Source organism: Billgrantia ethanolica, assembly GCF_021404305.1.
Lineage (GTDB): Bacteria > Pseudomonadota > Gammaproteobacteria > Pseudomonadales > Halomonadaceae > Halomonas > Halomonas ethanolica.
The window spans coordinates 705,208-732,067 of the sequence record NZ_JABFTX010000003.1 but is presented as its reverse complement, the minus strand read 5'-3'; the positions used below and the strand labels follow the sequence as shown (position 1 = coordinate 732,067).

Below are 26,860 nucleotides of genomic sequence, written 5' to 3'. Positions count from 1 at the left end.
GCAAGCTCACCACCTGCTTTCGTACCCTGATCGATGCCAGCAAGACCACCACCATGGTGATGCTGGTGCTGGTCGGCGCCACCGCCTTCACCGGGGTGTTCTCCCGCGGCGGCGGCATGACGGTGATCAGTGATCTGGTCATGGCGATGCCCGGCGGCACCACCGGGGCGCTGATCCTGATGCTGTTCCTGGTGTTCCTGCTGGGGATGTTCCTCGACTGGACCGGCATCGTGCTGCTGAGCTTCCCGATCATGCTACCGATCGTCAATCAGATGGGCGTGGACGTGCTGTGGTTCGTGGTGATGGTGGCGGTGGTGCTGCAGACCTCGTTCCTCACCCCACCGTTCGGGTACGCGCTCTTCTACATGAAGGGGGTGGCACCCAAGGGGGTCGAGATCGTCGACCTGTACAAGGCGGTGGTGCCGTTCGTGGCGCTGATCGTACTGGCCTGTGTGCTGATGGCTTTCTTCCCGGTGCTGATCACCGGTCTGCCCTCGGCGTTGCTCGGCTATTGAACCGCCACCCTGCCTGACCTTGGCGCCCGCATCCCAGGATGCGGGCGCTTTTCTTTGGATATAGTGGGCAGCGTGTGAAGAAGCTGGCCACTCGGGCCTCGACGCCTCCCGTAGCCGTGCGGTTGTCGCCAGTACCGTCTCGACCTATGATGGGAACGTTCCCATTCATCGAGACGACTCATGCCCCGTCGCGCCACCATCATCGAGGTCGCCCGTGAAGCCGGCGCTTCCAAGACCAGCGTGTCGCGCTACTTTGCCGGCGAGCGCGACAAGCTCTCGCCGGCACTGTGCAAGCGCATCGCCGCGGCCGCCCTGCGCCTCGATTATCGCCCCAACCAGATGGCCCGGGGTCTAAAGGCGGGCCGCTCGCGCCTGATCGGCATGCTGGTGGCGGACATTCGCAACCCCTTCTCGGTGGCGGTAATGCACGGCGTGGAGCGCGCCTGCCGCGAGCAGGGCCTGGCACTGCTCGTCTGCAATACCGACAACGACCCCGAGCTGGAGCGCACGCACCTGGCGCTGATGTCCTCCTATCAGGTGGAAGGACTGGTCATCAATGCATCAGGCAGCCCCGATGCGGAGCTGCAAGCTTTGACCGGTCAGGGCCTGCCGCTGGTGCTGCTCGACCGCGAACTGAGCGCGGTACAGGCCGATCTGGTGGGGCTCGACAACACGAGGGCCTTGGATCTGGCCCTCGACCACCTCGCCGAGCAGGGTTACGCCGAGCTGCTCTATCTCAGCGAGCCGCCCGAGCGCGCCAGCCCGCGCCGAGAACGCCTGGCACACTTTCAAGCGGGCCTGGCGACCCGCCGGCTGTCCGGCGAGGCGTACACCATGAGCGGCAGCGACAAAGAGCTGCAGCGAGCCATCAAGGCCTTTCTCACGCGTTCAGGCCTCGAGCGTTCCGGTAATACGCCCCGCGCCCTGCTATGCGCCAACGGTGCGGTCACCCTGGCCGCCACCCGTGCCCTGCAGCGTCTCGGTGTGCGGCTCGGAGAAACGGGGCTGATGGGCATCGACGAGCTCGACTGGTGTGCGCTGATCGCGCCAGGCATCACCACCCTGGCGCAGCCCACCGAAGCGATTGGCCGGCAGGCCGTCGCCAGCCTGCTGGCCAATTCCGTCAGCCAGACCGCCGTCGAGCCCAGACAGCACCGCTTCGAGCCCAGACTGATAGCGCGGGGCTCCACGCGCCTCACCGGCTGAACTCCCAAACCAAGTGTTTCAGACTGACAATCATCGCCTACCCGAAATAGTAACGTTCCCAACAACAAGCGAGATGCCCATGAGCCACTCAAACCCTGATGCAAGAAAGGCGCCGAGCCCGGAGATCCTCACCTTCGGCGAGGCGATGACCCTGTTCGTTGCCGATGCGCCTGGCCACCTGGCCGAGGTGGCGCACTTTCAGCGACGTATTGCCGGCGCCGACACCAACGTGGCCATCGGCCTCGCCCGCATGGGCTTTCGTGTCGGCTGGCTGAGCCGTGTGGGGGTCGACAGCTTCGGCACCTTCATTCGCCATACCCTCGAAGCCGAGGGGTTGGACTGCCGTCATCTCGGCGTAGACCCCGACCACCCCACCGGCCTGCTGTTCAAGGAGCGCGCCCTGGGCGGCGCCGACCCGCGGGTGGAGTACTTTCGCCGCGGCAGCGCCGCCAGCCATCTCTCGCCGAAGGACGCCGCCGAGGTGGACTTCACTGCCCTGCGCCACCTGCATGCCACCGGCATCCCCCCGGCGCTGTCGCCCAGCGCCCGCGATCTCTCCCGGCACATGCTGGCCCAGGCCCGCCAGGTCGGCGCCAGCATCTCGTTCGACCCCAACCTGCGCCCCAGCCTGTGGAAGAGCGAGGCCGAGATGCGCGACACCCTCAACGCCCTTGCCGCCCTCTCCGACTGGGTGCTGCCGGGCCTCGCCGAGGGGCGTCTGTTGACCGCTCAGAACACGCCCGAGGCCATCGCCGATTTCTATCTCGAACGCGGCGCCTCGGCGGTGATCATCAAGCTCGGCCCGGAAGGCAGCTTCTACCGCGGCAGCCTGGGTGGGAAGCTCGAGACCTTCAGCGTGCCCGGCTTTGCGGTGGACGAGGTGGTGGACACGGTCGGCGCCGGCGACGGCTTCGCCGTGGGAGTGGTCAGTGCCCTGCTCGACGGTCGCACCCCGCGGGAAGCGGTACGCCGCGGCAACCTGATCGGCTCATTGGCAGTGCAGGTGATAGGCGACATGGAAGGCCTACCGAGCCGTGCGCAGCTGACCGCGCTCGAGGCCCGGCTAGCGGATTGAGCGCATGGCCATCAGGGGGAACCAACGGCCTTGATGGCTTCGCCCATTCCCCCTTGAATCAGAACGCGATAGGCCGACACCACTTCTGCCGTAAAACCGGCGTGCTCGGCCAGCGCCGGGGGCACCACGGCGTCGAGTTCGAGAAAGGCCGGCACTAGCTCCTCGACATCCTCGCCATGGGCTTCGTGCAGCAGCCTGAAGGTGCCCGCCATGGGGTCGTCGACAGCGTAGGCGTTGCCGTGCAGGTCGCTCCCTGCGGTATAGCGGATCCACGCCGCCACGCCCAGCGCCGTACACGGCACCTCGCCCCCCGCTTCGAGCCTCACCCGTGCACCGTGCAGCCAGCGCTGGGGCAGCTTCTGTGAGCCGTCCATGGCGATCTGCTGCAGGCGGTGACGCAAGCTGTCGTTGCCGAAGCGCGCCAGCAGCGAGTGGCTGCCGTTGAGCATGCGCAGCTTCATGGTCTCGAACGGTGCCACATCGGCGACCATCTCCACCCCTTCGGCTTCCCAGTCGGGTCGGCCGAGGGGGAAATCGTCCTCAACCACCCACTGCGAGAAGGCCTCGCCCACCACGGCGTTGAGGTCCTCGACGCCCAGCTCGGCCAGGCGGGCGAAGTCGGCCGCGGTCATGGCCGGCACGATGCGGTCGACCATGCTGCACGGAAACGCCACATCGCGCTCGATCCAGGCGGCAAGCTCGGCGTCGCGACAGGCGGCGAGCTCGGCGTCGCGACAGGCGGCGAGCTGCGTTACAAGAATGCAGAGGCGGCCTAGCGGCCGCCCCTGTTAGTCAACCCGTTACACCCCTTGCACTGCGCGCGCGGCCTCGCGCCGCCGCTTGAGCTCGTAGATGGCAGCAAACAGTATCGTCACCAGAATCAGGATCAGCCCCAGGGCGTTGACCGCCGGTGTCAAACCGGTGCGCACCTTGGAGGCGATGTAGACCGTCAGCGTGGTGTCGTAGCCCACCACGAACAGCGTGGTGTTGTAGTTCTCGAAGGATTGCAGGAAGGCGATCACCGCCGCCGAGTAGAGCGCCGGCTTGAGGTATGGCAGCAGGATGCGCCGGAACATCTGCCACTGGCTGGCGCCGAGGTCCAGCGCCGCGCGCTCCATGGTGCGGTCGAAGCGCTGCAGGCGGGCGGTGACCATCAGCATCACGTAGGCGGCGATGAAGGTGGCCTGACCCAGCACGGTGAGGAAGATGCCGCCGCTGACGCCGAACTGACGCCAGAAGATCAGCGTGGAGATCCCGATGATCACACCGGGCGTGAGTAGCGGCGAGAGGATCAGGGCGTACAGGAACGGCTTGGCACGGCTGGTCACGGTATTGAGGAACAGCGCCGTGGCGATACCGATGGGCACCGCCACGACCAGCACCCCGGCGGCCACGATCAGGCTATTGCGCAGCGCCTGCCACATGCCGCGGTCGGCGGCCAGCTCGCCGAACCAGCGCAGCGTGGTGCCGTCCCACGGCGTCACCGTGGGGAAGCGGCTATCGTTGAAAGTGGCCGCCGCCATGATGATCAGCGGCAGGAACAGGTAGATGAAGAAGATCACCACGTAGAAGCGCAGGCCGAAGGCGAGGAAGCGTTGCGAACTCATTTGCCGATATCCCCCAGACCCACCTTGAAGACCTTCATGATCAACGACATGAAGCCGATACACAGCACCAGTAGCAGGAAGGCGTAGGCCGCGCCCTGGTTCCAGTTGCCGCCCTCGAAGAACCAGTTGTAGATGATCTGGGTGAACCAGCGGCTGCCCGGCGAGCCGAGCAGCGCCGGCACCGCGTAGCTGCCCGCCGCCAGCATGAAGGTCATGATGCAACCGGTGGCGATGCCCGGCTTGGCGTGGGGAATGACGATGCGGCGGTGAGTGCGCACGGTGCCGGCACCGAGGTCGCGGGCGGCACGCACCTGGTTGTCGTCGAGGCTCTCGATGGCGTTGTAGACCGGGAACACCATGAACAGGATATAGGCGTAGACCATGCCCACCATCACCCCGCCGTTGCCGCTGAGGAAGCGGATGGGCCGATCGATCAGTCCCAGCATCATCAGCACCTCGTTGAGCGGGCCGCGAAACGCCAGGATGATGAACCACGAGTAGGTGCGCAGGATCTCGTTGATCCAGAACGGAATGATCAGCAGCAGGATGCACAGCGCCGCCTGCCGCGGGGTCGCCACCTTGGCCAGGTACCAGGCCAGCGGATAGCTCACCGCCAGCGTCAGCAGCGTGACCAGCACGCTCGACCAGATGGTCTTGAAGAAAATGGTGCGGTGGATGTCGTTGTTGAACAGGGTGGCGTAGTTGGCCAGGGTGAGCCGGTCGTCGGGCCCACCGATCTGCGCCGGCAGCAGGTTGGGCCGCAGCGAGTACTCGATCATCTGCAGCTGCGGCAGGGTCACCATCACGATCAGCCAGATGCCCAGCAGAGTGACGATGGCCATCGCCAGCGGCCCACCGAAGCGGGCCCGCAGTTGCCTAAACATGGGCACCCCCCGCAGCCGCCGGGCGCCCTTCCACCACCTCGCCGGTCTCCTCGTCCACCACCGGACTGCCGTCGTCGGGCAGCACCACGGCATCGGCCGGGTCGAAGCCGAAGACGAGCCGCTGGCCCACCGAGAGGGTATCGGCCTGGCTGCGCGACAGCTCATGACCGAGCTGCACGCGCAGCTTCTCGCCCGAGGCGACCAGGCGCGTCTCGAGCATCACCCAGGCGCCCTCGAAGTGCACCGCCTCGATCTCGCCCTCGAGCTTCGGCCCCGAGGCCTGGGGCTCCACCGGACGCAGATGCTCGGGGCGCACGAACAGCACCGCCGCCTCGCCGTTACTCAGGCGCTCGCTACCGCTCGCTCGTCCCGCCAGCTCGCCCAGGGCACCGCCATCGAGGCGCACCCGCTCGCCTTCGCAATCGATCACCCGCGCCTGGAGGCGGTTGTTCTCGCCGACGAAGGCAGCCACGAAGCCGGTGGCGGGCTGGCGGTAGAGCGTCATGGGGTCGGCGACCTGCTGAATGCGTCCGGCGGACATCACCGCCACCCGGTCGGACATGTTCAGCGCCTCGCCCTGGTCGTGGGTGATGTAGATGAAGGTGATGCCGGTCTTGCGCTGGATCGACTTGAGCTCGGTGCGCATGTGCTGGCGCAGTTTGAGGTCGAGCGCCGAAAGCGGCTCGTCGAGCAGCAGCACCCGTGGCTCCACCGCCAGCGCCCGGGCGATGGCCACGCGCTGCTTCTGCCCGCCCGAAAGCTCGGTCACCATCTTCGGGCCGCTGCCCTCCAGCGCCACCAGCGCCAGCAGGCGCTCGGACACCTCACGCCGCTTGCGCTTGTCGACCCCGCGCACCTCGAGGCCGAACTCGATGTTCTCGAATACGGTCATCAGCGGGAAGAGCGCCAGGTTCTGAAAGATCATCGCCGTGGGCCGGCGATTCACCGGCACCCCGGCCATGGGTTCGTCACCGATGTAGACCTGCCCTTCGCTGGGTACGAGAAACCCGCTGACGATATTGAGCAGAGTGGTCTTGCCACAGCCCGAGGGGCCGAGAAAGCTGAAAAATTCGCCTGAACCTATCGCAAGCGAGGTCTTCTCGATGGCGGTGAAATCGCCGAAGCGCATCACCACCTCGTCCAGTCTGACGCTACCGTCCATTCAATGACTGCCTATGTTCTGTATTGCTGATTCTTTTGACACCGTAGCGTCAGGGGGTAAAGCGGCTTCGATATCTCATCGAAGCCGCCTTTTAGAGCTACTTGCGGAAAGTCGGCGAGCGATGGCCAGACTAGGCAAAAATCAGCGAAAGAGCGGAGTTTACTGCAGTAAATGAGCATCTTGAGCTGATTTTTAACGACGTATGGCCGAGCGCAGCCACTTTCATCCCTAAGCGCTGAGATAGCGATCCTGGTACTCGTTGCGCAGCGCCACGTACCACGGCTCCTGGATCGGCCACCACCACAGGTTGGCCAGGTCCTCATCGGTATAGGAGTCGGTGAAGAACTGGCGCGTCTCCTCGGGCAGCAGCTCGGTGGCGCCCTTGGAGGTGGAGTTGTAGCCGGTGGCCTCGGCGAACATGGCGCCCGCCTCGGGGGTGTAGTACCAGTTGATCAGCTCGTACACGGCATCGGGATTCTGGGCATTCTTGGGAATCACGAAGCCCTCCATCCACGCCATCGCCCCCTCCTTCGGCGCCCCGTAGGCGATGTCCTCGCCCTCCTGGCGCAGACGGAAGGCGGTGGAGTCCCAGGTCTGGCCGATGACGGCACCGTTGGTACGGAAAGCGGCCTGAGCCTCGTTCTCGGTATTCCAGAACTGCACCAGCATCTGCTTGTGCTTGACCGCCTCCTCGAGGATGACATCGAAGTTGGCGCGCATGGCCTCCTCGCTCTTGTAGGAGTCGAGCAGCGGGTAAGGCAGCCTGCCCTCACGCTCCAGCCACAGGCCGATGCCCACCAGCGCGGAATGGCCACGTACCGTCACGCCCTGGCCGTGTTCGGGGTTCCACAGGTCGGCATAGCTGAGGTTGGCGCGGTCGATATCGACGAAGCGGCGGTGCCAGGTGATCGCCTCGGTGCCCCAGTCGCTGGGGGCGAAGTAACGCTGGCCATTGACCACACCGCCTACTCTGGAACCCTCGATGGCGCTCTCCAGCGCCCCGTCCCAATTGATGCGCGACTCGTCCAGCGGCTGCACCAGGTCGTAATCCAGGTAGCCCGGTACCCGGTCCACGGTGGGCATGATCACGTCGAAGCCCGAGCCGTCGGCGGCACGCAGCGAGTTCATCAGCTCGTCGTTGGTACCGTACGGAGTGAAGGTGGCGCGAATGCCGGTCTTCTCGGTGAAGTCGGCCAGCATCTCATCGGTGAAGTAGCCCGCCCAGGCATAGATGCGCAGGGTCTGCTCCTGAGCCAACACCTTGTTGATGTAGAACGAAGGGACGGTGGCAACCGCGCCGGCAGCCAGGGTGCCTTTGAGGAAACGGCGGCGAGTGAACGACATGACGAGCTCTCCATGAGGAACTTGCACAGGTGACAAAGGCGGGGTTCTGCCCCCGCCCCTTATCGCGTGACTTCATGACGAGAGGATGAACATTGAATGACCGTTCAATCCCATGTAACGAAGAGTAGCAGCCTGTGCAGAAAAGAGCGTATGCCGTTTCAACGCTATTCAGCTTGCTTGTATCGCCACCTTCAAGACGCCATCGCGCTGATGCGAGAACAGGTCGTAGGCCTCGACGATGTCCGCCAACGCATAGCGGTGCGTGACCATCGGGCCGAGGTCGATGCGCCCGGTTTCGATCACCTGCATCAGCCGCCGCATGCGCTCCTTGCCGCCGGGGCAGAGCGAGGTGACGATCTTGTGATCTCCAAGGCCGGCGCAGAAGGCGCCCAGCGGCAGGGTGAGATCGCTCGAATAGACGCCCAGGCTCGACAGGGTGCCGCCCGGCTTGACCACCCGTAGCGCGGCTTCGAAGGTGGATTGCAGCCCCAGCGCCTCGATGGAAGCATCCACGCCGCGCCCGCCGGTGACGCGCAGGATCTCCTCGACCACGTCGACCTTGCGGAAGTCCAGGGTCACGTCCGCGCCCATCTGCCGCGCCATGGCCAGGCGTTCATCGACCCCATCCACGGCGATGATCAGCCCGGCGCCGCGAAGCCTGGCACCGGCCGTGGCGCACAGGCCGATGGGACCTTGGGCGAACACCGCCACGCTGTCGCCTATCTTGATGCCCGCAGACTCGGCACCGGCAAAGCCGGTCGACATGATGTCGGGACACATCAGCACCTGCTCGTCGGTCAGTCCATCGGGCACCGGGGCGAGGTTGGCCTGGGCGTCCGGCACCAGCAGATACTCCGCCTGGGCGCCGTCGATGGTGTTGCCGAAGCGCCAGCCGCCCATTGGCTTGTAGCCGTGGGCATGGTGGCCGCCGTCCTGGGCGCAGCAGCCGTCCTGGCAGGCGTAGGAAGTGAAGCTGGGACAGATGGCGCCGGCGATGACCCGTTGCCCCTCCTGGTAACCGCGTACGTTGGCGCCCAGCTTCTCGATCACGCCGACCGGCTCATGCCCGATGGTGAGCCCGCGCTCGACCGGGTACTCGCCCTTGAGGATGTGCACGTCGGTACCGCAGATCGTGGTGGTGGTGACACGAATCAGGGCGTCATTGGGCCCGATGTCGGGTATCGGCTTGTCGTCGATCTCGATTCGACCGGGTTCGACGAAGATGGCAGCTTTCATCATGGCAGGCATGGCGTGGTTTCCTGATGTCGTCTGGTCGTTGACGAAGAGAGATTCCGTAGGAGAACTATCCGTCACGGACGGCCTGCACCCCTTGATACAGATCAAGGTAGCCATGATCGCCAAAAAATGGGGTCAGCCGGGAGTCGACCCCAGCGCCACTCGAACGACAGGAAAGTGCCAGACTGAGAATTGACCCAGGCGAACCGAGGAGAGATCCCCATGACGACTCATGCCAGCCTATCCGCCGAGGCTGCGGTACTGGAACAGTTGGAAAGCTGGGCGGCCGCAGTGCGTGCCCAGGATGTCGACGCCATCGTCGCTCACTATGCCCCGGACATCGTCGCCTTCGATGCGGTGATGAAGCTGCAATTCAAAGGGGTGGCGGCCTACCGCGACCACTGGCAAACGTGCGTGGAGATGTTCCCGGGGCCGATGGTTCTCGAATTGCACGAGGTGACGATCCATGCCGATCACCAGGTGGCCTTCTGCCATGCCCTGCAACGCTGCGGCGGCACCGACGCCAAGGGCGAGTTCCAGGCGGGATGGCTACGCTTGACCAGCGGCTACCGGCGCATCGAGGGCGAGTGGAAGGTGGTGCACGAACACTTTTCCGCCCCTTTCGACATGGAAAGCGACAAGGCATTGCTGCACCTCACCCCCTGAGGCCGGCCCCAAGAGGGTGATTCGCTCTACATCACCGGCATGCCGGTCACCCAAACGTGCAGGTGGAAGGCGAACAGGTAGTAGGCGATCAACCCGCCGACGACGGTGATGGCGGTGCCGACCGGACGCGGCGTCACCGCAGGCGCCGGCTGACGGCGCCTGGCGGCACGGAAGTCGATCACCGCCCACAGCAGGAAGGCGCCGAAGAAGATGATGTCGCCGAGGCGGCCGTTCGCCAGCAGGTGAGACAAGGCCCACACCTTCACCGCCAGCACCATGGGGTGACCCAGCTTGGCCTTGATGTGGTTGTTGGGCACGTAGGCCGCCACCAGCAGAATGAAGGCGGGGATCATCAGCAGCGCCACGGCATGCCGCAGGCCCACCGGCGGAAACCACACCCAGATGGGGTCGAGCCGCATGCGCCCGAACCCCCAGATCGCCAGCGCCAGACCGACGATGGAGACGACCGAGAACAGCGCCTTCCAGCGCATCTCCCCCAGGCGGCGAATCTGCTCGCTGCGCCAGTCCTCGGCAAAGATACGAACGGAGTGGGCACCGAGAAAAATCACGAGGCCAAGGATCATCACGAGCATGGGCGGCTTCCTGTGCAAAGCGTATTGGGGCGGCGAGCCTCACGGCTACCGACAATGAAACATGATGCAGCTTAACCATACTGATGGGTTACACCAAGTTCGCTTGGCTGTGGCGTGAAGCCCTGCGACCAGCTCTAGGGGCTACGCCGCCCACGGCCAAGCGCGCAGGCGAAGAAGGGGCTGTGGATGCATGAGGATCGTTAACGCGGTTCTTCCAGCCGCTCCAGCGGCCTGAAGGCTGGCCCTTCGATCACCTCGCCGTCGGTATCGAAGCGGCTGCCGTGACAGGGGCAATCCCAGGTGGCTTCGGCGGCATTCCAGTGCACGATGCATTTCATGTGCGGGCAGATCGCCGAGAGCACCTTGAGTTCACCGGTCGTACTACGGTGGATGGCGAGTTTCTCTCCGTCGACGGTCGCCACCCGCCCCTCTCCCGCCTTGACCTCGCTGAAATCCGCCAGCTTCTCGGTACCCAGGTAGTCCTTGAGCATGTGCTTGGTGACGGTGACGTTCTCCTTGGCGTACTGCAGCGCCGATTTGCCCGGCGTGATGCGACGCGCGCCGAAGCGGGCCTGCCAGGGGTTGTCGTTGCCCTGGATCCGATCGGCAATGATCCTGCCGGCCAGCGTGCCCCAGATCAGGCCGTCGGCACCGAAGCCGGTGGCCATGTAGAGATTGTCGCTGCCGTGCATGCGCCCGATGTAGGGCAGCCCATCGGGCGAGCCGTACTGCTGGGCCGACCATTGATGAGTGAACGCCTCGATATCGAACCGGCTCTGGAGGTACTCGCGCAGCAACTGGTAGTGATCGCCCTGATGCTCGCCGGTCTTGTGCTTCTCGCCAATCACCAGCAGGTATGGCTCGTCGCCATGGCGATAGCTACGCAGCGAGTGGAACGGGTCGAGCACCCAGACGATGCCTTCGGGATAGTCACCGCTTCTCAGCTTGGCGCATACCGCATATTCGCGGGATACCAGCATGCCGGCCTGAACCAGGCTGATACCCTTGGGGGTGTGGGTGGCCTGGACGATGTCCTTGGCGGTGATGGTGGCGGTATCGGTCTTGACCGTGCCCTTGCCGGCATCGATCTCGCGAACCGGGCTGTGCTGATGGATCAATACGCCTTCGCCGATGAGGCGATTGGCCAGCCCCTGGAGATAATGCAGCGGATTGAACTGGGCCTGATTGGCGATGCGCAGCCCCCAGCTGTCGAACGGCAGCCCGGGGCCGTCGCTCATTTCGGCACCCAGCCCGGCACTGACCAGCGCATCGAGTTCGTCGTTCAGGTTGTGCTGGGTATGCTGACGATCCTCGGTCAGCAGCCGGTAGGCCGGCTGACGCTGGAATTGGCAGTCGATGGCGTAGCGCTCGACCAGCGCCTCGATGTGATCGAGGGCCTCCGCGCGGGCCCGTACCACGTCGGCCGAGACCTGGTCGCCCCACTTGCGCCGCAGCGCGGCCTGCCCGGAGGCCAGCGTGGCATACAGGTTGCCGGTGGAACCGCCGGTCACACCGGCTCCCACCCTGCCCGCTTCCAGCACCATGACGCGCTGGCCGGCTTCGACCAGCGCCTGCGCCGTCGTCAGCCCGGTGATACCGGCTCCGACGATGACGACATCCACCTCGACATCTCCGGCAAGCGGCGGGTGTTCGGCCACGTTGCGGCTTCCCAGCGTCCATATCGCATCCATAACGACTCCTTTCGTGGACAACTCGCACTCTGCCCTCAGTTATAGAAGCCCCGGCGTGATAGCGCTAAGGGTTCTACCTGCCCGAGGTGAAGACGTGCCTGGCCATCGGCCGGTTTGCACACCCTCACATATCGTCGCCGAATGGAAATAAATCCTTGTCTGCGTACCTGCTACGTTAGAAAGGCCGTGAAGGAAGACGGCCACGGAAACGATCCAGAGGAGGAGCCTCATGATGATCAAGGATGCACAGGAACTGTTCATGCGCCTGCTTTCGGAAACCAACAGCGCCGAGAAGCAGATGACCCGCGCGCTACCGAAAATGGCCCGCGCCGCCGACGACCAGAAGCTGGTCGAGGCCTTTCAGCATCACCTCGAGGAGACCCAGGGCCAACTGGAGCGCCTCGAGCAGGCTGCCGACTCCATTCCCGACATCCGCATCAAGCGCCTCAAGAGCCACGCCATGGAGAGCCTGATTCAGGAAGGGGAAGAGCTGATCGACTCCACGGAGAAGGGCCCCGTGCGCGATGCCGGCCTGATCGCCGCGGCCCAGAAGGTGGAGCACTTCGAGATTGCCGCCTACGGCACCCTGTGCGAACTGGCCGAGCAACTGGGCCATACCAAGGCCAAGGAGATCCTGGCCGAGACGCTCAAGGAAGAGAAATCGACCGACGACAAGCTGAGCAAGCTGGCCAAGCAGAACGTCAACAGAAAGGCTGGCTGAGCACGCCGCTAGACGAAAGGGAACCGGCCGGCGGAGATACCGGCCGGTTTTTTGTCTGGCGCCCCCGCTGGATGGCGTCACGCCCGCTCCACCTGTTTCACCGCATCCATCAATTCATCGAAGTCCGACACCACCAGATAGCTGAGCTCACCCTCGTCGCTGTCGCTGTCGCTGTCGCTGCCGATGGCATCGAAGAATTTCCGGGCGCACTCGACCTTTGCCCGCTCGATGTCACGCAGCGCCGTCAGCGATGGGCTGCCCTTGGTTTCGACCACGACATGGCGATGGGCACCGCTGCCTTCCCCCAAGCAGATCGCCCAGTCGGGGTTGTAGTCACCCATCGGGGTGGGGATGCGATAGCCGCGCGGAAGCTTGGCATAGACCGTCACGTCCGCGCTGGCCTCCAGCGCCTGGATGAATCTGCGCTCCACCTCGGAGTCGACGATGGCGTAGTCGTAGACGTGCTTATTCAGCCGGGACGTGGCACGGGAGAAGTCCTGCCCGCTCTGGGCAGCGGTGAAAATCCCCATGTCATAGCGTTCATCCACGGCGGCATAGGTGAGGTGGCGGGCGGTGATCGCCGCCTTCTGCTCGTGAATCAGGCGCGCCGCCTCGGCGATGAAGTGCTCGGGATTGAGCCGGTACTGCTCGAAGACGGCGGGAGCAATCCGCTGCAGAATGCCGGCCACGGTTCGGCGCGTGAGCCGAGCGCGCTCGGCCAGCCTGCCGAGCAGGTCGTAGCTGACCTGGGCGGGCGCGGCCTGCGCCCACTCCGTCACACTCTCCATCAGCGAGAAGCCTTCCCCCTGGCGCAGCGTCTCGTCGCTGAGGTCGTCCCGCTGAACGCCCCGCCGCACGCCGTACTGCAAGGAAGTGACCCGCAGCTGACGGTCGAGGGCCTCGGCGCACTGGCGGATCAGGGCGTCGGAGTCGAACTCGACGCGATAGACCGCCTGACGCCCGATGCGCCGCCACAGCGCCTGGAATTCCGCCGTATCGAAGTTGGCATTGAGTGGATTGGCTTTCGGCTTGCGCCCATCCTCGACCCTGGGCAGCTGCGCCTCGACGAACTCGCCGGGGCGCCCCGTGAGGGTATCGGCGATCTCCCGCTGCAATCCGGTAACGAAATCCTGATAGCTCTCGCTGGCGACCACGGTGAGCACGTTGATCTCGTGCACCACCGCCGGCGCGTCGATCCGCTCGCCCTGCTGGTCGACGCAGAGGCGCAGGCCGCGGCCGACTTCCTGACGGCGGGAGATGCTGTTGTCGCTGTGCTTGAGCATGCACATGACGAAGACGTTGGGGTTGTCCCACCCCTCCCGCAGCGCCGAATGGGAGAAGATGAACCGCGTGGGCTCGGTCAGCGACAGCAGACGCTCCTTGTCCTTGAGGATCAGATCGTAGGCTTCCACGTCGTCGGATTCGACGCTGCGCGCCCCGACGGCGGGATCCTTCAGCCGACGGGTTTTCCTGTCGATGGCGAAGTAGCCGCTGTGGGTGGCGGCGACCTCGACGCCTGCCAGATAGTGGCGATAGGCAGTGTTGTCCAGGGCCAGCTCAGCGAAATACTCGTCCTTGAGCTGCGCATACTCCTCTTCGAAGATGCGCGCGTACTCGCCCTTTTCGTCGGCCCGAGCGTAGTCGCGGTACTTCGCCACCTCGTCGATGAAGAACAGCGAGAGCACCTTGATACCCTGGGCGAAGAGCTGCTTCTCCTTGTCCAGGTGCGCCTTGATGGTCTCGCGAATCTGGATGCGGCGGATGTCGCTCTCGGCGACGTCTCCCCGCGCCTCACCGGCCTTCACCACCAGGCCGTTGGTGAACCCGACCGTGTCGCGATGACAGTCGATCTCGCTGATGGTGAAGCCGTCGCGATACTGTTCGAGCCTCCCAGAGGCCGCGAACAGATCGTCACCCAGCGTCAGACGGCGCAGCTTGCGCACGATGGCACCCGATTCCTGGAGCATCTCCAGCTCGATGCGCGCCACCGGGGCCGACCTGGTGACCTCGATGCCCTCGAGATAGAGATAGGCGTGGGTGCCCGCCAAGCCACGGGTCTGAATGCCGCGCACGGCGATCTTCTTGACCAGTTTCTGCTGGTAGGCATCGAGCGCATCGAGACGGAAAACCCGGTTGTGGCGGGTTCGGTGGGTGGCCGAATAGCGCAGAATCATCAACGGCTTGAACTGCGGCAGCGCCTCCAGGGTGGCCGCCCCTTCCATCTTCTGCGGCTCGTCGAGAATCAGGATCGGTCGGTTGGCGGCGATCACGTCGATGGGCTTGCGCGACTGGAAGTCGTCCAGCTCGTCGTAGATGCGGCGGTTGTCCTTGCCCCGCGCATTGAACGCCTGGATGTTCATGACCATGACGTTGATGCCGGCGTCCGACGAGAAACTCTCCAGTTCGTGCAGCAGCTTCGAGTTGTAGACGAAGCAGCGCGCCCTCTTGCCGTAGCTCTCGGCGAAATGTTCGGCGGTGATCTCCAGCGACTTGGCGACCCCTTCGCGAATGGCGATGGTGGGCACCATGACGATGAATTTGGACCAGCCATAGCGCTTGTTCAGCTCGAATATCGTCTTGATGTAGCAGTAGGTCTTGCCGGTGCCGGTTTCCATCTCGACATCGAGGTGCACCCCGGTGGCCGCCAGGGCATCGCGCCGGTAGGCCGGCTTGACGGGGACGAGCTCGCCCTTGGCATCCAGGGTGGTGAAATCGGTGAGCGACGACGGCACAGGCAGGTTCTGGCGCCGCGCCACCGCTTGCACGTTCGCCAGAATGCGCGCCTCGTCAATGGCGAAGTCGGCATTGGCGACGACCTCGTCGAAGGCCGGTGAGCGAGCCCCACGCCCCAGCTCGAAGCCGGGGAACCGCTCATCGACCCGGGGTTGACCGGCGAAGCAGTCGACCACGGCCTCGACGGCGCTGGTCTGATAGGGCTGAACTTTAAATCGGATCTTCATGTCGGCTCGCCAGGAGGTGCTCGGGTCGCTGTGAGAGAAGGAAGGCGTAGAAATCTTCCAGGCTTCCGGTCTCGCGGGAGTCGTCGTCGAACAGCACGTAATGTTCGATGGCCTTGCCCACCCGAACCGGCACGGGCTGGTAGCACTGGTTCGGGTCGGGCCGGATGAACACCAGCTTTTCGCTGGGACGGGCGTAGTGCAGGCAGATCCAGACGTGCTGCTCCGGGTGGTGCTGGGCATAGCTCAGCTTGTCGGGCCTGACCCAGTAGTCCGTCCCTCTTCTCACCTCGGTGCCCGACACTTCCAGGGCGCAGTAGGTCTGCCCCGACTGCTTGCCGCGAATGCTCAGATCGGGTTTGCCCGGCTCCTTCGGGTGCTCGGGAATGAAGTCGTTGGAGTCGGCGCCGAAGCCTTCCACCAGTACCTCGAGGCCCGAGAAGCGGGCCTCGATGATCGCCTTCACCCGCGCGATGCGCACCTTCTCCTTCTTCCAGGCCGCTTCGCCGTAGGCGTGCTTCCAGTGAAACGCCTCCCGACGCTTGATCTCGTCGCAGTCGATCCGCTGGCCCAGCTCGATGCCCAGCGCGGGAAAGGTGCGCTGTCTGACGCTGGTACAGTAGGCGCCGTCGACGAAGAGGCGGTATCGCCCGGCCTTGGCGTCGTAGCGGATCTCGGTCACGACGGGCATCAGAGCACTCTCAGCTCCGTGGCGGGAGAAAACTGCCGCAGCTGCTGCTCCACGTTGATGCGCATGGCGTCGGAATCGAAGGCGCTGTCGCGCAGTACCAGCCTGCGCGGCTTGTAGCCCGCCAGCTCCTCGATCAGGGCTTCCGTTATCTCCAGGTCGAAGCAGGCCAGCAGCGCATCGTCCGCCACGCGATACAGCGTCTTGCCCTGCACCTGCGCTCTGGCGATGGGCAGCGTCAGGTCCAGTCCCCAGTCCACCAGTACCTGGAACAGCAGGTCCTCGGCGCTGCGGCCGGGTTTGACGCTGTCCACGGCATCGAGCAGGTCGCCCTGGGCGAGCGCCTCCGGGCGTTGCCGCAGCTCCTTCATGTTGGTGCCGTCCACCTTCAGCACGCGAAAGCCCACGTCGCGGCGCCACTCGTCATGGCACTCCCCCTCCAGCACCTTGGCCGCCGCTCGCCGTATGCGCTCTCGGGACAGCTCGGCGATGGTGTGAAAGCCGCGCTTGGCCGCCTCGGAGCGCTCGTCGAGCGCCTCCGGCAGCTGCACCAGGATGTAACGGCGGTTGCCGCCGTCGCTGGCGTTGCACTCCATCACCGCCTGGGCGGTGGTGGCAGAGCCGGCGAAGAAGTCCAGCACCAGGGCATCGCGGGAGCCACCCTGCTCGATCAGGGCCTTGATCAGATCCACCGGCTTGGGGAACGAGAACAGCTTCTCGCCCAGCAGTTCCTTGAGCGCCCGGGTGGCGGCGCTGTTCATCGGCGAGACCAGAGTGCTCTGGCCGTTGCCGGCACCGGGCCGCTCGATCCACGAGGAAACCGGAATGGTCGGCTTCATCGCCTCCGCGGCGAACCGCTTCAGCATGGGGGTGCCGGTGGCCTGCTTGGGGAAGATCACGCGGCCTTCGGCGATCTTCTGGGCCATGGTCGTGCGGCTGTAGGGCCAGTAGCGCCCCTTGGGCGGCCAGAACTCATTGCCGGTGGCGGGGTCGCGAATGGCGTAATGGGTGTCGCCGCCCGGCTTGCCGGCGCTCAGGTTGTCCGAGATCCACGGCCCCCGCGGGTCGTCGTCGGGGTTGGCGTATTTCTCGAAGGTGCGCTCCACGCCCTTCAGTGTCGCCTTCGCCTTGGCGTACACCAGCACGTATTCGTGGTCTTCACTCAGATTGGTGACGGCATCCATGGCGCCGCTGCGGCGCTTCCAGACGAAGCAGCCGAGGAAGTTGCCGCCACCGAAGATCTCCTCGCACAGCTTCTCGAGGTTGGCGCGCTCGTTGTCGTCGATGGAGATGAAGAGGATGCCGCTTTCGGCGAGCAGCTGGCGCGCCAGGCGCAGCCGCGGGTACATCATCGACAGCCAGTCGGAGTGAAAACGGCCATTGCTCTGCAGGTTGGCGACCAGCCTGCCGCCCGCCTCGTCCACCTGGCCGCTCTTCACCAGGTACTCGTCCTTGGCCATGATGAAGCGGTCGTTGTAGATCAGGTCGCTGCCGGTGTTGTAGGGCGGGTCGATGTAGATGACGTCGACCTGACCCAAATAGCTCTCGCGGAGCAGCTTCAGGGCATCGAGGTTGTCGCCCTCGATGAACAGATTGCGCGTCTGGGCGAAGTCGACGCTTTCGCGCTCCGCAGGGCGCAGCGCCATGCGGATCGAGGCGTTCGCTTCACGCAGCGCGGCGCGCTTGCCGGGCCAGTCGAGCTGATAGCGCTCCTGTTGCTCGTCGGCTGCTGCGTCGCCCAGCGCCTGGCGCAGCAGAGAGAAGTCGATCGTCTGCTGAAGGCGGCCATCCCGATCTCGCGTTTCCGTGAGCACGTCCGGCACCAGCTCCGCGATCGCGCGCGCCAGCTCGAGCGACAGGTCGTCGGTCTTCGTCTTGAGTTTTTCGATGCTCATTTCATGCCCAGTCCAGATACGCCATCAGCCCCTGCCTTGCCACTGCCTCGGCCTCCGCGCTGCTCTCTCGTCAGCGGCCTTGCAGCCCATTCGCCAGCGACCTTGCGGTAAGTGGCGACCCTCATCGGCACGCCGCCAACATACTACCAGCGTTGCCGGTCGAGGGCAGGATCGAGTCCAAGGGAAAGATGCCATTCCAGATCTGGAAAATATTTCCTGTATACAATTTAATGAGATACTGTAGACATCCAAGGAAGATGAAGTAATACAAATCCAAGAGCCGATCGGAAGTCCTCATGCCCAAGCAAGTCAACGCATCCATCTTTGACTTTCATGGCAGGCCGAGCGTAGGCAAGGCCCTGCCCCTCTCGCTTCAGCATGTGCTGGCGATGATCGCCGGCGTGATCACCCCACCCATCATCGTGGCGGGGGTGGTGGGCGCCAGCGTGGAAGAGCGCCTGCTGCTGATCCAGATCGCGGTGCTGGCATCGGGCGTCAGCACGCTGTTCCAGCTCTACGGTGTATGGAAGTTCGGCGCCCGCCTGCCGGCCATCTTCGGCGTCGGCTTCGCCTACGTGCCCACGCTGGTCGCCGTGGGCGGCCAGTTCGGCATCGCCGGCATTCTCGGCGCGCAGCTCATCGGCGGCATCAGCATGATGGTGGTGGGCTACTTCATTCAGTACATCCGCCACCTGTTCCCGCCAGTGGTGGCCGGCACGGTGGTGCTGGTGATCGGGCTGTCGCTCTACGACATCGCGGTGCGCTACATGGCCGGCAGCGGCAACGTGGAAGCCCCTGGCTTCGGCGAGCCGCTCAACTGGTTCGTGGCGTTCGCCACCCTGACCACGGTGCTGATCGCCTCGCAGTTCGGCAGGGGCGTGGTGAAGCTCTCGGCCATCATCGTCGGCATGCTGGTGGGCTACATGCTGGCGCTGTTGCTGGGCATGGTCAGCTTCGAGGCCGTGGCCGAGGCCGGCTGGGTGGCGGTACCGCAGTTCATGCCCTTCGAGCTGGAGTTCCATACCTCGGCGATCGTCGCCATGGTGATCATCTGCGTGATCAACTCCGTGCAGACCATCGGCGACCTTTCGGCCACCACGGTGGGCGGCATGAACCGCGAGCTGAGAACCCGCGAGCTCACCGGCGGGCTGCTGGGCAACGGCCTGACCACCACCCTGAGCGCTTTCTTCGGCGCTCTGCCGACCGCCACCTTCAGCCAGAACGTCGGCATCGTGGCGATGACCCGTGTGATCAGCCGCTTCGTGCTGGCACTTGCCGGCGGCTTCATGCTGCTGGCCGGGTTCAGCCCCAAGTTCGGCGCCCTGGTGACGACCATCCCCTATCCGGTACTCGGCGGCGCCACCGTGATCGTGTTCGGCATGATCACCATGACCGGCATCAAACTGCTGATCAAGGACGAACTCTCCGCTCGCAACATGACCATCGTCGGCCTGGCGCTCGCCCTTAGCCTGGGTATCGCCCAGGTACCCGAAGCGATTGCGCTGCTCCCCGACTGGATACAGAACGCCATCGGTGGCGCCCCCATCGTGGTCGCGGCCATTACCGCCTTCACCCTCAACCTCGTGCTGCCCAGGGTCACCCTGGCCGACGAGGAGCGCGAGCGCGAACGCATGGCCTGCGCCGACGAGGGCACCGACTGCAGCACCCTTCAGGATCGGGAGGCCTCACGTCGCTCCCATCGCCAGGAAGGCTCGGCTGGCAACGCCAGCAGCAGCTGAGGCCGGCTCGGTCCGATTCGGCCGAGCCCCTCGTTTCATCGCGATGCAATTCGAGCCCTGCCCCGGGGCCGCCAGGAGCCACAAGTGAAAAGCCTGAGCCACCTTTCCGTCAAAATGAGTTGGACGCTGGTCCTGCTCGCCTTTCTCTCCCTGCTGATCGCCTTGAGTGCCATGGGACTCTATGCGGTCAACCACAGCCAGCGCAGCTTCGATACCTTCAGTGCGGTGAACGTCACCCAGCAGGCCGCGCTCAACCGCGCCAACTCGGTACTGCTGAGCACCCGCATCGACATGGCCGACGTTTACCAAGGGCTGCTCGAGCGCTCCAGCGGCGCTTTCGATACCGCCCATGACGCCGATATCCAGGCCCAAGCCCAGCATCTCAACGCACAGCTCGACGAGATGGCCGACATCTTCGAGCTCTTTCTCGAACTGCCGGTACGAGCCGAGCATGCGGAGCTGATGGGCCCCATCGAAGCCAGCTTCAACGCCCTGCTGGAGAACAGCCTGAGGCCGCAAGCCGAAGCGCTTGCCGGGGGCGATCTGGCCACTTACCAGGCGCTGCGCGAGCGGGCCGCCGCGGAGAATGCCAGCTTTTATCAGGCCGCCGTCGGCTTCTTCCATCGGGTGGAGGCCGAAGGGGCTGCGCGGGCGGAGAACTTCGGCTCGGTGGTAACGACTGCCCAGCGGGTGATCGTCTTCGTCTTACTCGTCGCCCTGGTGGTGATCGGCATCGTCTACCGCGGTGTGAGCGCCAACCTGATCCGGCCGCTGGACCGCATCGTGCAGCACTTCCAGCGCATGGCCAGCGGCGACCTCTCTTCACCGGTCGAAACCCACGGCAAGAACGAGATCGGCAAGCTCTTCACGGCGCTGGCCACCATGCAGCAGGGCCTCTCGGCCACCGTCGCCACGGTGCGCGACAGCAGCGCGGAGATTCTCGCCAATTCACGCGAGATCGCCAGCGGCAACCGCAACCTGGCAGCACGTACCGAGCGCCAGTCCGCCTCGCTGACCGAAACCGCCTCGAGCATGGAGGAGATGACCTCCACCATGGAGCGCAACAGCGAGAACGCCTCGCTGGCCAGCGACATGGCCCGCGAGGCGGCCGAGCGGGCTCAACAGGGCGGTGAGGTGGTGGCCAACGTGGTCACACGGATGCAGGAGATCCGCGACAGCTCCCAGCAGGTCACGGAGATCATCGGCCTGATCGACTCCATCGCCTTCCAGACCAACATCCTGGCCCTCAACGCCTCGGTGGAAGCGGCCCGGGCCGGCGAACACGGCCGCGGCTTTGCCGTGGTGGCCAGCGAAGTGCGCCAGCTCGCCACCCGCAGCGCCGACGCCGCCACCGAGATTCGTCAGCTGATCGAGACCTCCGTGCGTCAAGTCGAAGCCGGCACCCAGCAGGCCGACAGCGCCAGCAGCACCATGGCCTCGATCATGGCCTCGGTGCAGCGCGTGAATGAACTGATGAACGAGATCGCCGTGGCCTCCAACGAGCAGCGCAGTGGCATCGGCGAGGTCAACACCGCGGTCGGCGACATGGATCACACCACCCAGCAGAACGCCGCCCTAGTCCAGCAGGCCAGCCTGGCCGCCAGCCAGTTGCAGGCCGAAGCGCAACGCCTCGACGAAGCCGTCGCCAGGTTCAAGCTGGCTGACATGACGCATGAGCCGGCGGATACCGCGGCGGCCCTGCCAGCCGGCCATGCGAGCGATGTGCCGAGGCTGACGGACCAGACCGGATGGGCAACGGCCTGAAGGCCGAATAGAAGCTCGAATAGCAGTACGTGACGCTTGTCGCGGCTCGGATGAGCCGCGACATCTTTTTGTGGCTTGGCTGCACGATGAGGTTGACAGCTACCCGTTCCTTTTATAGAACGTTCGTTAAAAGGAACAATCTGAGGCCATCCGCTTGGACAAGCTCTCCCTCGGCACCCTGGGCCAGCATCTGCAGACCCTGCGTCAGGCGCAGGGCTTGTCGCTGTCGCAGCTGGCCGCCGCCGCCGGCATCGCCAAGTCGAACTTGTCTCGCCTCGAGCAGGGCAACGGCAACCCCACCCTGGACACCATCTGGCGCCTGGCGGTGCAGTTGAAGGTGCCCTTCGGCACGCTGGTGGCGCCTATCGCCGTGCCCCTGGGCGAAGACGGCGTGGAGGTTCGCCTGCTCGACCAGGGCAAGGACCATCCTCAGGTCGATGCCTACTGGATGCGCTGCGCACCGCATACCCTGCGGCGCGCCGAGCCTCATACTCCCGGCGCCCGTGAAACGCTCACCCTGATCAGCGGTACGCTGGAGGCCGGCCCGGAAGGCGACACCCGCACGCTCTCGGCGGGTGAGTCTCTCACCTTCGCCGCGGACGGCCCCCACCTTTACCGCACCGGAGATAGCTGGGCCACGCTGCTGCTCAGCGTCGTCTATCACGAGGAACAGAGCTCATGAACCTGCAAGCCGCCTCCTCACCCAGCCGTGCCTGGCTGACCGGCATGAGCGAGGCCGTCCCGCTGCTCGGCGGCTATGTGCCGGTGGCCATCTCCTTCGGGCTGATCGCCACCCAGGCCGGCTTCAGCGCCTGGGAAGCCGTAGCGATCTCGACGCTGATCTATGCCGGTGCCTCGCAGTTCCTGTTCGTCGGCATGGTAGCCGCCGGCGCGCCGCTGTGGCTGGTGGTGGCCATGACGCTGCTGATCAACCTGCGCCATGTGGTATACGCCCCCAACCTGGCCCCCTGGCTGACACCCAGCCGCCTGTGGCCCTGGCTGATGCACGGCCTCACCGACCAGATCTTCGCCCTGGCCCACGCCCGCCTGCCGCAACTGCCCGCCGCCCAGCGCCTCGGCTGGTACACCGGCGCCGCCCTGCTGGCCTGGTTGAGCTGGATCGGCGGCACGGCGCTGGGCGCCCTGGTCGGCGGCGAGCTGGTCGCGCGCTGGGCCATGATGGGCGAGATCCTGCCCTTCGCCCTGCCCGCGCTCTTCCTGGTGCTGGTGGCACCGCGCTTCACCTCCCGCCGCTGGAGTCTGGCCCTGGGCCTGACCATTCTCAGCGCCCTGCTGCTGACGCTGCTCGGCCTGACCAACGTGGCGATTCCCCTCGCCGCCGTTTGCGGCGCGCTGTGCTTCCAGCTCGTCAAGTTCGGTCACACAGCGGAGAGAAAAGACGCGCAAGGAGAGCGCCATGAGTAACGCCCTGTGGATCGCCGTGCTCGCCTCGGCGGCGGGCACCCTGCTGATACGCCTGCTGCCGCTGGTGTGGATGCAACGCCGCCTCGCGCGGCAAGAGAACGACGACAGCCTCGAGGCCATGCCCCAATGGCTGAGCCTACTCGGCCCGCTGATGATCGCCGCCCTGTTCGGCGTGTCGTTGATGCCGGTGACCCCTGATGCCATCTCCTGGCTGGCCACCGCCATCGGCGTTCTGGCGACCCTGGCCGTGTGGTGGTACAAGCGTACCCTGGGCTGGCCGGTGGCCGCGGGCGTGGCGGCTTATGGAGCGGTGATGATGCTGCTCGGGTGAGCGCTGTTACTCTTCTCATTTAGCCAAGACAGCCTTTACCTTGGAGAACGCATGACCCTCACCGCCCAGCCGCGTACTACCGGCACGCGCCGACACCCTGCCGTGACCCGCCGTGCAGGCTCCTGCAGCCTGTTGCTGGCCCTGCTGCTGGTGGCCCTACCGGCGGCAGCCAGCTGCCCCGAGACATCCAGCGCAGACCTTGCCGCCATCAAGGGGATGGGTGAACGCGCGGCCCTGCCCGCCGACCGTGAGGTGATCGTCGACGGCGTGGTGACCGGCGAGTTTCTCGGCCGCGAACGACTAAATGGCTTCTACTTGCAGCAGGACACGGAGCATGGCCCCGTCGGCCTGTTCGTCTACATGCCCGGCGCCACGCCGAGCGATGGGGTGCTCATCGCACCCGGCACACATCTGCAACTCCACGCCCGTACCGGCGAGTACCGCGGCCAGATCCAGCTGCAGCGGGTCGAGCGGATCGAGACCTGTGCCCGCGATCGACTGCCCGAGCCGCTTGCGGTCGACTGGCCGCTCAGCGAGGAGCAGCTGTCACGCAAGGAAGGACTGCTGCTGACGTTTCCGCAGACGCTGACCGTCACCGGCAACTACGAGCTCGCCCGCTACGGCTCCTTGAGACTGGCCGCCAACCGCCTGTTCCGCCCCACGAACTCGCCCGGCGAGGCCCAGCAGCGAGACATCCTCGAGCTGGACGACGGCAGCTACCGTGCCTTTCCGGACCCCATTCCCTACCTGGATGCGAATGGCACTCGTCGTGTCGGCAGCACCGTTCAGGGCCTGACCGGAATTCTGACCCACGCCTTCGACGCCTACCGCCTGCACCCGATCATCGAGCCACGCTTCGAGGACACCAACCCGCGCCCGGAACCGCTGCCGGCACCAGGTGAGCGGCTACGGGTGGCAACCTTCAACGTCGAGAACTATTTCATCAGCCTGGGCCAGCGCGGCGCCGCCAACGCTGAGGAGCTGGAGCGCCAACGGGCCAAGCTCGCCGCTGCCGTCGAGGGGCTGCAGGCCGACATCCTAGCCCTGGTGGAAGTGGAGAACGACCCGCGCGCCCTGGCCGACCTGGTCGAACAGCTCAGCGAGCGAACCGGCATCCGCTATCGTGCGGTGGCTGGAAATGCCGACCGCGGCAGCGATGCCATCAAGCTCGCCTTGATCTACCGGCCGGACCGAGTAGAGGCCGTAAGCGAGCTCTACGCCGACAACGCCTCCACCCATCATCGCCCGCCGCTGGCGGCCTTCTTCCGCAGCGTGGACGGCGGCCCGGACTTCGGCGTCGTTACCGCTCACTACAAGTCCAAGACCGGCTGCCCGCCCCGCGGCGACATCGACCGCGGCCAGGGCTGCTGGAACCAGCGCCGGGTGGAGCAGTCGCAGGCCATGAACGCCTTTCTCGAGCGCCTGGCGGCCGCCGAGGGGCACCAGCGCCTGTTGCTGACCGGCGACCTCAACGCCTACGGCGCCGAGGACCCGATCCTCACCCTGACCCGCGAAGGACTCGTGGACCTGATGGCCCGCGAGCTACCGCCGGAGCGCCGCTACAGCTACGTGTTCCGCGGTGAATCGGGCTACCTGGACCATGCCTTGGCAAGCCCCGAACTGGCCGCGGCAGTGGCAGAAGTGAGGCCGTGGCCCATCAATGCCGATGAGCCGCCCTACCTCGGCTACGATGGGCCGGACAACGCAGCGCCCCACTTCCGCCCCGACCCCTTCCGCTCCTCGGACCATGATCCCATCGCGGTGGACCTGGAGTGGCGTTAGCAGAAACAGGGCAGCTGACGCATCCGGCAATGATGGAATGATGCTTTCGATTACTGGGAAGCGCTCTCTCGTCGTCAATCAGCGACGCCGGCGTCCCAGGTCGATGTCATCACGGGTGGTGGCCGCCCCGGCGGCAGCGCCCAGGCCGCCACCGATCACCGCCCCTCTGGTCACGCTGCCGCCTGTCATGGCGGCGGTGCCGGCGCCGGCGGCTGCCCCCAGGCCGGCGCCACTCAGCGCTCGCTCGCCAGTGGTGGTACCGCAGCCAGCAAGTCCCAGGGCCAGCACACCGCTCAACAGTCCGATAGATAGCATTCGCATGGCATTTCCCTCCCGACAGGGTCAATTACGACCAATCATCCAGTTTGATTTCTTTGGCAACCAAGCAACCGCCCCGGCTTCGGCATCCACTCGACGCCTTGGCCGGAGCGCAAGTCATCGAAACCGCGCAGCGCAGCATCAGATCGCATGTCATGGAGCCACTGGTTGCCGTTGCGCTGTATCCCTTATACAGCCTCGGGTGGAAGAGGGTTCATGCAGCGAATAACGATCCACACTCTTTGAGAATTTCAGGCACTTGAGTATCAAAATGACGACAGCTGATCGCCTCCGGGTGGCGAGCTGTGAGGTGATGGCGAAACGGCTCGGGCGAGCCTCCAACCTGCAATTGGACGGAGGATGAACCAGCAATTGGACGGTGCTGAACGCTGGCCAAACGGGCCGCGAGCGCCCGACCAAGACCACCGTCGACTCACCAAAGCTTATGGCCGAAGTGTCAGGCTGCGACACCGTACCTACTGGTATACGGATGGAGAAAAGTCCGGTCAGCAATTTCAGCGAGGCCATATCAGGCGCTAACTGACCAGTGCCTGCAAGTTAAGCCGCAGAGGATAGAGGAAGGTAACAAAGGATGGTGGGCCCAGCTTCACTCGAATAAACGGTCACAAGGCACTGGTAATACTACATATTTACCAATTTGAAGAATGGATATGCCCCCATACATGCCCCCAATAACGAACCCCTTCTCCTTACCTGTCTCGCCTCATGCTGTCACCCAAACAAATCGGTCTTTTGAAAGCACTTGCTCGCCGTCCCAGCGGTAGGCACACAGCTTACCCTCATCGGAGCCGCGCGAGTGGCCTGCAGCGATACTGAAATCCAGGCAGGCAATGTACTGATTAAGCGGTTCCGGCTCGCCAGTCAGCCAGTAGTGGCCAACGAACAGCGGCTTGTCGCCAGGATAGCCGGGCAGGACGTCCTCGGGTATCGGCTCATGGGGAATGGCCTCGATCTGCTCGGATGGAACCATGGCCAAGTCACGGTAGGTCATGCGCTCCAGCTCCCACCAGCGGGTACAGATATGCCGCCGCAGGTTACCGTCCTTGTCCGAGAACTCAATTCCGTTGGGTAGCGGCACTTCCAGCCCCTTGAGAGCCGTTTCCAGGGCTTCAAATGGCTCGCTGCCCTTCTGGCATAATGTAGGCCAAGCATTTTCCAGAATGCGATTCTGGTTATCGGTGTGATCTTTCAGGATCTGCAGCGAGGGCGGGTGCCAGCAGGCATGGATCACACGTAGCCC

Annotated in this window: 23 protein-coding genes and 1 pseudogene; 11 read left to right on the top strand and 13 right to left on the bottom strand. The window is 64.9% G+C overall.

The window, feature by feature from the left end; translation table 11 throughout:
• The 3 genes from HOP53_RS16600 to HOP53_RS16590 form a co-directional block, all read left to right on the top strand.
• The coding region (locus tag HOP53_RS16600) for a TRAP transporter large permease subunit (RefSeq protein ID WP_234271050.1) at positions 1–515 on the top strand (515 nt) is incomplete at its 5' end.
• 180 nt (positions 516–695) lie between these two features.
• Positions 696–1,721: a LacI family DNA-binding transcriptional regulator gene (locus HOP53_RS16595; RefSeq protein ID WP_234271049.1), complete on the top strand. Its 1,026-nt coding sequence runs from the start codon at positions 696–698 to the stop codon at positions 1,719–1,721.
• A gap of 79 nt (positions 1,722–1,800) precedes the next feature.
• On the top strand, positions 1,801–2,796 hold the full coding sequence (locus HOP53_RS16590) for a sugar kinase (RefSeq protein WP_234271048.1): 996 nt from the start codon (positions 1,801–1,803) through the stop codon (positions 2,794–2,796).
• A gap of 11 nt (positions 2,797–2,807) precedes the next feature.
• On the opposite strand, the pseudogene HOP53_RS16585 reads toward HOP53_RS16590, so the two are convergent.
• From HOP53_RS16585 to HOP53_RS16560, 6 genes and pseudogenes are all read right to left on the bottom strand, one after another.
• Positions 2,808–3,521 (bottom strand): annotated as a pseudogene (locus tag HOP53_RS16585) (mannitol dehydrogenase family protein); the annotation flags it as partial.
• 75 nt (positions 3,522–3,596) lie between these two features.
• Positions 3,597–4,403, bottom strand: a complete 807-nt coding sequence (locus HOP53_RS16580; protein WP_234271047.1) for an ABC transporter permease — start codon at positions 4,401–4,403, stop codon at positions 3,597–3,599.
• Complete coding sequence (locus HOP53_RS16575; protein ID WP_086510912.1) at positions 4,400–5,287, bottom strand: ABC transporter permease; 888 nt, start codon at positions 5,285–5,287, stop codon at positions 4,400–4,402. The genes HOP53_RS16580 and HOP53_RS16575 overlap by 4 nt, the downstream gene beginning before the upstream one ends.
• The gene (locus HOP53_RS16570; protein WP_234271046.1) at positions 5,280–6,449 is read right to left on the bottom strand and encodes an ABC transporter ATP-binding protein; all 1,170 of its coding nucleotides are present in this window, start codon (positions 6,447–6,449) and stop codon (positions 5,280–5,282) included. Before HOP53_RS16570 ends, HOP53_RS16575 begins: the two co-directional genes overlap by 8 nt.
• A 228-nt stretch (positions 6,450–6,677) precedes the next feature.
• Positions 6,678–7,793: a substrate-binding domain-containing protein gene (locus tag HOP53_RS16565; protein WP_234271045.1), complete on the bottom strand. Its 1,116-nt coding sequence runs from the start codon at positions 7,791–7,793 to the stop codon at positions 6,678–6,680.
• A gap of 168 nt (positions 7,794–7,961) precedes the next feature.
• Positions 7,962–9,041: an NAD(P)-dependent alcohol dehydrogenase gene (locus tag HOP53_RS16560; protein ID WP_234271044.1), complete on the bottom strand. Its 1,080-nt coding sequence runs from the start codon at positions 9,039–9,041 to the stop codon at positions 7,962–7,964.
• Between the two features lie 210 nt (positions 9,042–9,251).
• On the opposite strand from HOP53_RS16560, the gene HOP53_RS16555 reads away from it, so the two are divergent.
• Entirely contained in the window at positions 9,252–9,695 is a 444-nt protein-coding gene (locus HOP53_RS16555; RefSeq protein ID WP_234271043.1) for a YybH family protein, read from the top strand.
• Positions 9,696–9,721: 26 nt separating this feature from the next.
• On the opposite strand, the gene HOP53_RS16550 is transcribed toward HOP53_RS16555, so the two are convergent.
• Together HOP53_RS16550 and HOP53_RS16545 are read right to left on the bottom strand one after the other, a co-directional pair.
• Positions 9,722–10,288 carry an NnrU family protein gene (locus HOP53_RS16550; RefSeq protein ID WP_234271042.1) on the bottom strand — a complete coding sequence of 189 codons (567 nt, stop codon included), beginning with the start codon at positions 10,286–10,288 and terminating at the stop codon, positions 9,722–9,724.
• Between the two features lie 200 nt (positions 10,289–10,488).
• A complete protein-coding gene (locus HOP53_RS16545; RefSeq protein WP_234271041.1) occupies positions 10,489–11,979 on the bottom strand; it encodes an FAD-dependent oxidoreductase in 1,491 nt (496 codons plus the stop codon).
• Between the two features lie 229 nt (positions 11,980–12,208).
• Between HOP53_RS16545 and HOP53_RS16540 the strand changes: the two genes are divergently transcribed.
• The gene (locus HOP53_RS16540) at positions 12,209–12,700 is read left to right on the top strand and encodes a YciE/YciF ferroxidase family protein (protein WP_234271040.1); all 492 of its coding nucleotides are present in this window, start codon (positions 12,209–12,211) and stop codon (positions 12,698–12,700) included.
• A gap of 77 nt (positions 12,701–12,777) precedes the next feature.
• Here HOP53_RS16540 and HOP53_RS16535 read toward each other — a convergent pair whose 3' ends face one another.
• Genes HOP53_RS16535 through HOP53_RS16525 form a run of 3 tightly spaced genes read right to left on the bottom strand, consistent with a single transcriptional unit; the run spans position 12,778 to position 18,240 of the window.
• Positions 12,778–15,660, bottom strand: coding sequence for a type III restriction-modification system endonuclease (locus tag HOP53_RS16535; RefSeq protein ID WP_234271039.1), 2,883 nt, complete (start codon positions 15,658–15,660; stop codon positions 12,778–12,780).
• The gene (locus HOP53_RS16530; RefSeq protein WP_234271038.1) at positions 15,644–16,348 is read right to left on the bottom strand and encodes a hypothetical protein; all 705 of its coding nucleotides are present in this window, start codon (positions 16,346–16,348) and stop codon (positions 15,644–15,646) included. The genes HOP53_RS16535 and HOP53_RS16530 overlap by 17 nt, the downstream gene beginning before the upstream one ends.
• Positions 16,348–18,240 (bottom strand): site-specific DNA-methyltransferase, encoded by a 1,893-nt coding sequence (locus HOP53_RS16525; protein WP_234271037.1) that lies wholly within the window; start codon positions 18,238–18,240, stop codon positions 16,348–16,350. The genes HOP53_RS16530 and HOP53_RS16525 overlap by 1 nt, the downstream gene beginning before the upstream one ends.
• 296 nt (positions 18,241–18,536) lie before the next feature.
• Between HOP53_RS16525 and HOP53_RS16520 the strand changes: the two genes are divergently transcribed.
• The 6 genes from HOP53_RS16520 to HOP53_RS16495 all read left to right on the top strand — a co-directional run bounded on the left by HOP53_RS16520 (position 18,537) and on the right by HOP53_RS16495 (position 25,281).
• Entirely contained in the window at positions 18,537–19,979 is a 1,443-nt protein-coding gene (locus tag HOP53_RS16520; protein WP_234271036.1) for a uracil-xanthine permease family protein, read from the top strand.
• A gap of 84 nt (positions 19,980–20,063) precedes the next feature.
• Positions 20,064–21,743 carry a methyl-accepting chemotaxis protein gene (locus HOP53_RS16515; RefSeq protein ID WP_234271035.1) on the top strand — a complete coding sequence of 560 codons (1,680 nt, stop codon included), beginning with the start codon at positions 20,064–20,066 and terminating at the stop codon, positions 21,741–21,743.
• Between the two features lie 154 nt (positions 21,744–21,897).
• Entirely contained in the window at positions 21,898–22,425 is a 528-nt protein-coding gene (locus HOP53_RS16510) for a helix-turn-helix domain-containing protein (protein ID WP_086510900.1), read from the top strand.
• A complete protein-coding gene (locus tag HOP53_RS16505) occupies positions 22,422–23,168 on the top strand; it encodes an AzlC family ABC transporter permease (RefSeq protein WP_234238491.1) in 747 nt (248 codons plus the stop codon). The genes HOP53_RS16510 and HOP53_RS16505 overlap by 4 nt, the downstream gene beginning before the upstream one ends.
• Complete coding sequence (locus HOP53_RS16500) at positions 23,161–23,499, top strand: AzlD domain-containing protein (protein ID WP_234271034.1); 339 nt, start codon at positions 23,161–23,163, stop codon at positions 23,497–23,499. The genes HOP53_RS16505 and HOP53_RS16500 overlap by 8 nt, the downstream gene beginning before the upstream one ends.
• 51 nt (positions 23,500–23,550) lie before the next feature.
• Positions 23,551–25,281, top strand: coding sequence for an ExeM/NucH family extracellular endonuclease (locus HOP53_RS16495; protein WP_234271033.1), 1,731 nt, complete (start codon positions 23,551–23,553; stop codon positions 25,279–25,281).
• 78 nt (positions 25,282–25,359) lie between these two features.
• Here the strand turns inward: HOP53_RS16495 and HOP53_RS16490 are convergent, their stop codons facing one another.
• Together HOP53_RS16490 and HOP53_RS16485 are read right to left on the bottom strand one after the other, a co-directional pair.
• Complete coding sequence (locus tag HOP53_RS16490) at positions 25,360–25,596, bottom strand: hypothetical protein (protein ID WP_010629537.1); 237 nt, start codon at positions 25,594–25,596, stop codon at positions 25,360–25,362.
• 727 nt (positions 25,597–26,323) lie between these two features.
• A complete protein-coding gene (locus tag HOP53_RS16485; RefSeq protein WP_234271032.1) occupies positions 26,324–26,851 on the bottom strand; it encodes a metallophosphoesterase family protein in 528 nt (175 codons plus the stop codon).
• Positions 26,852–26,860: the final 9 nt, after the last annotated feature.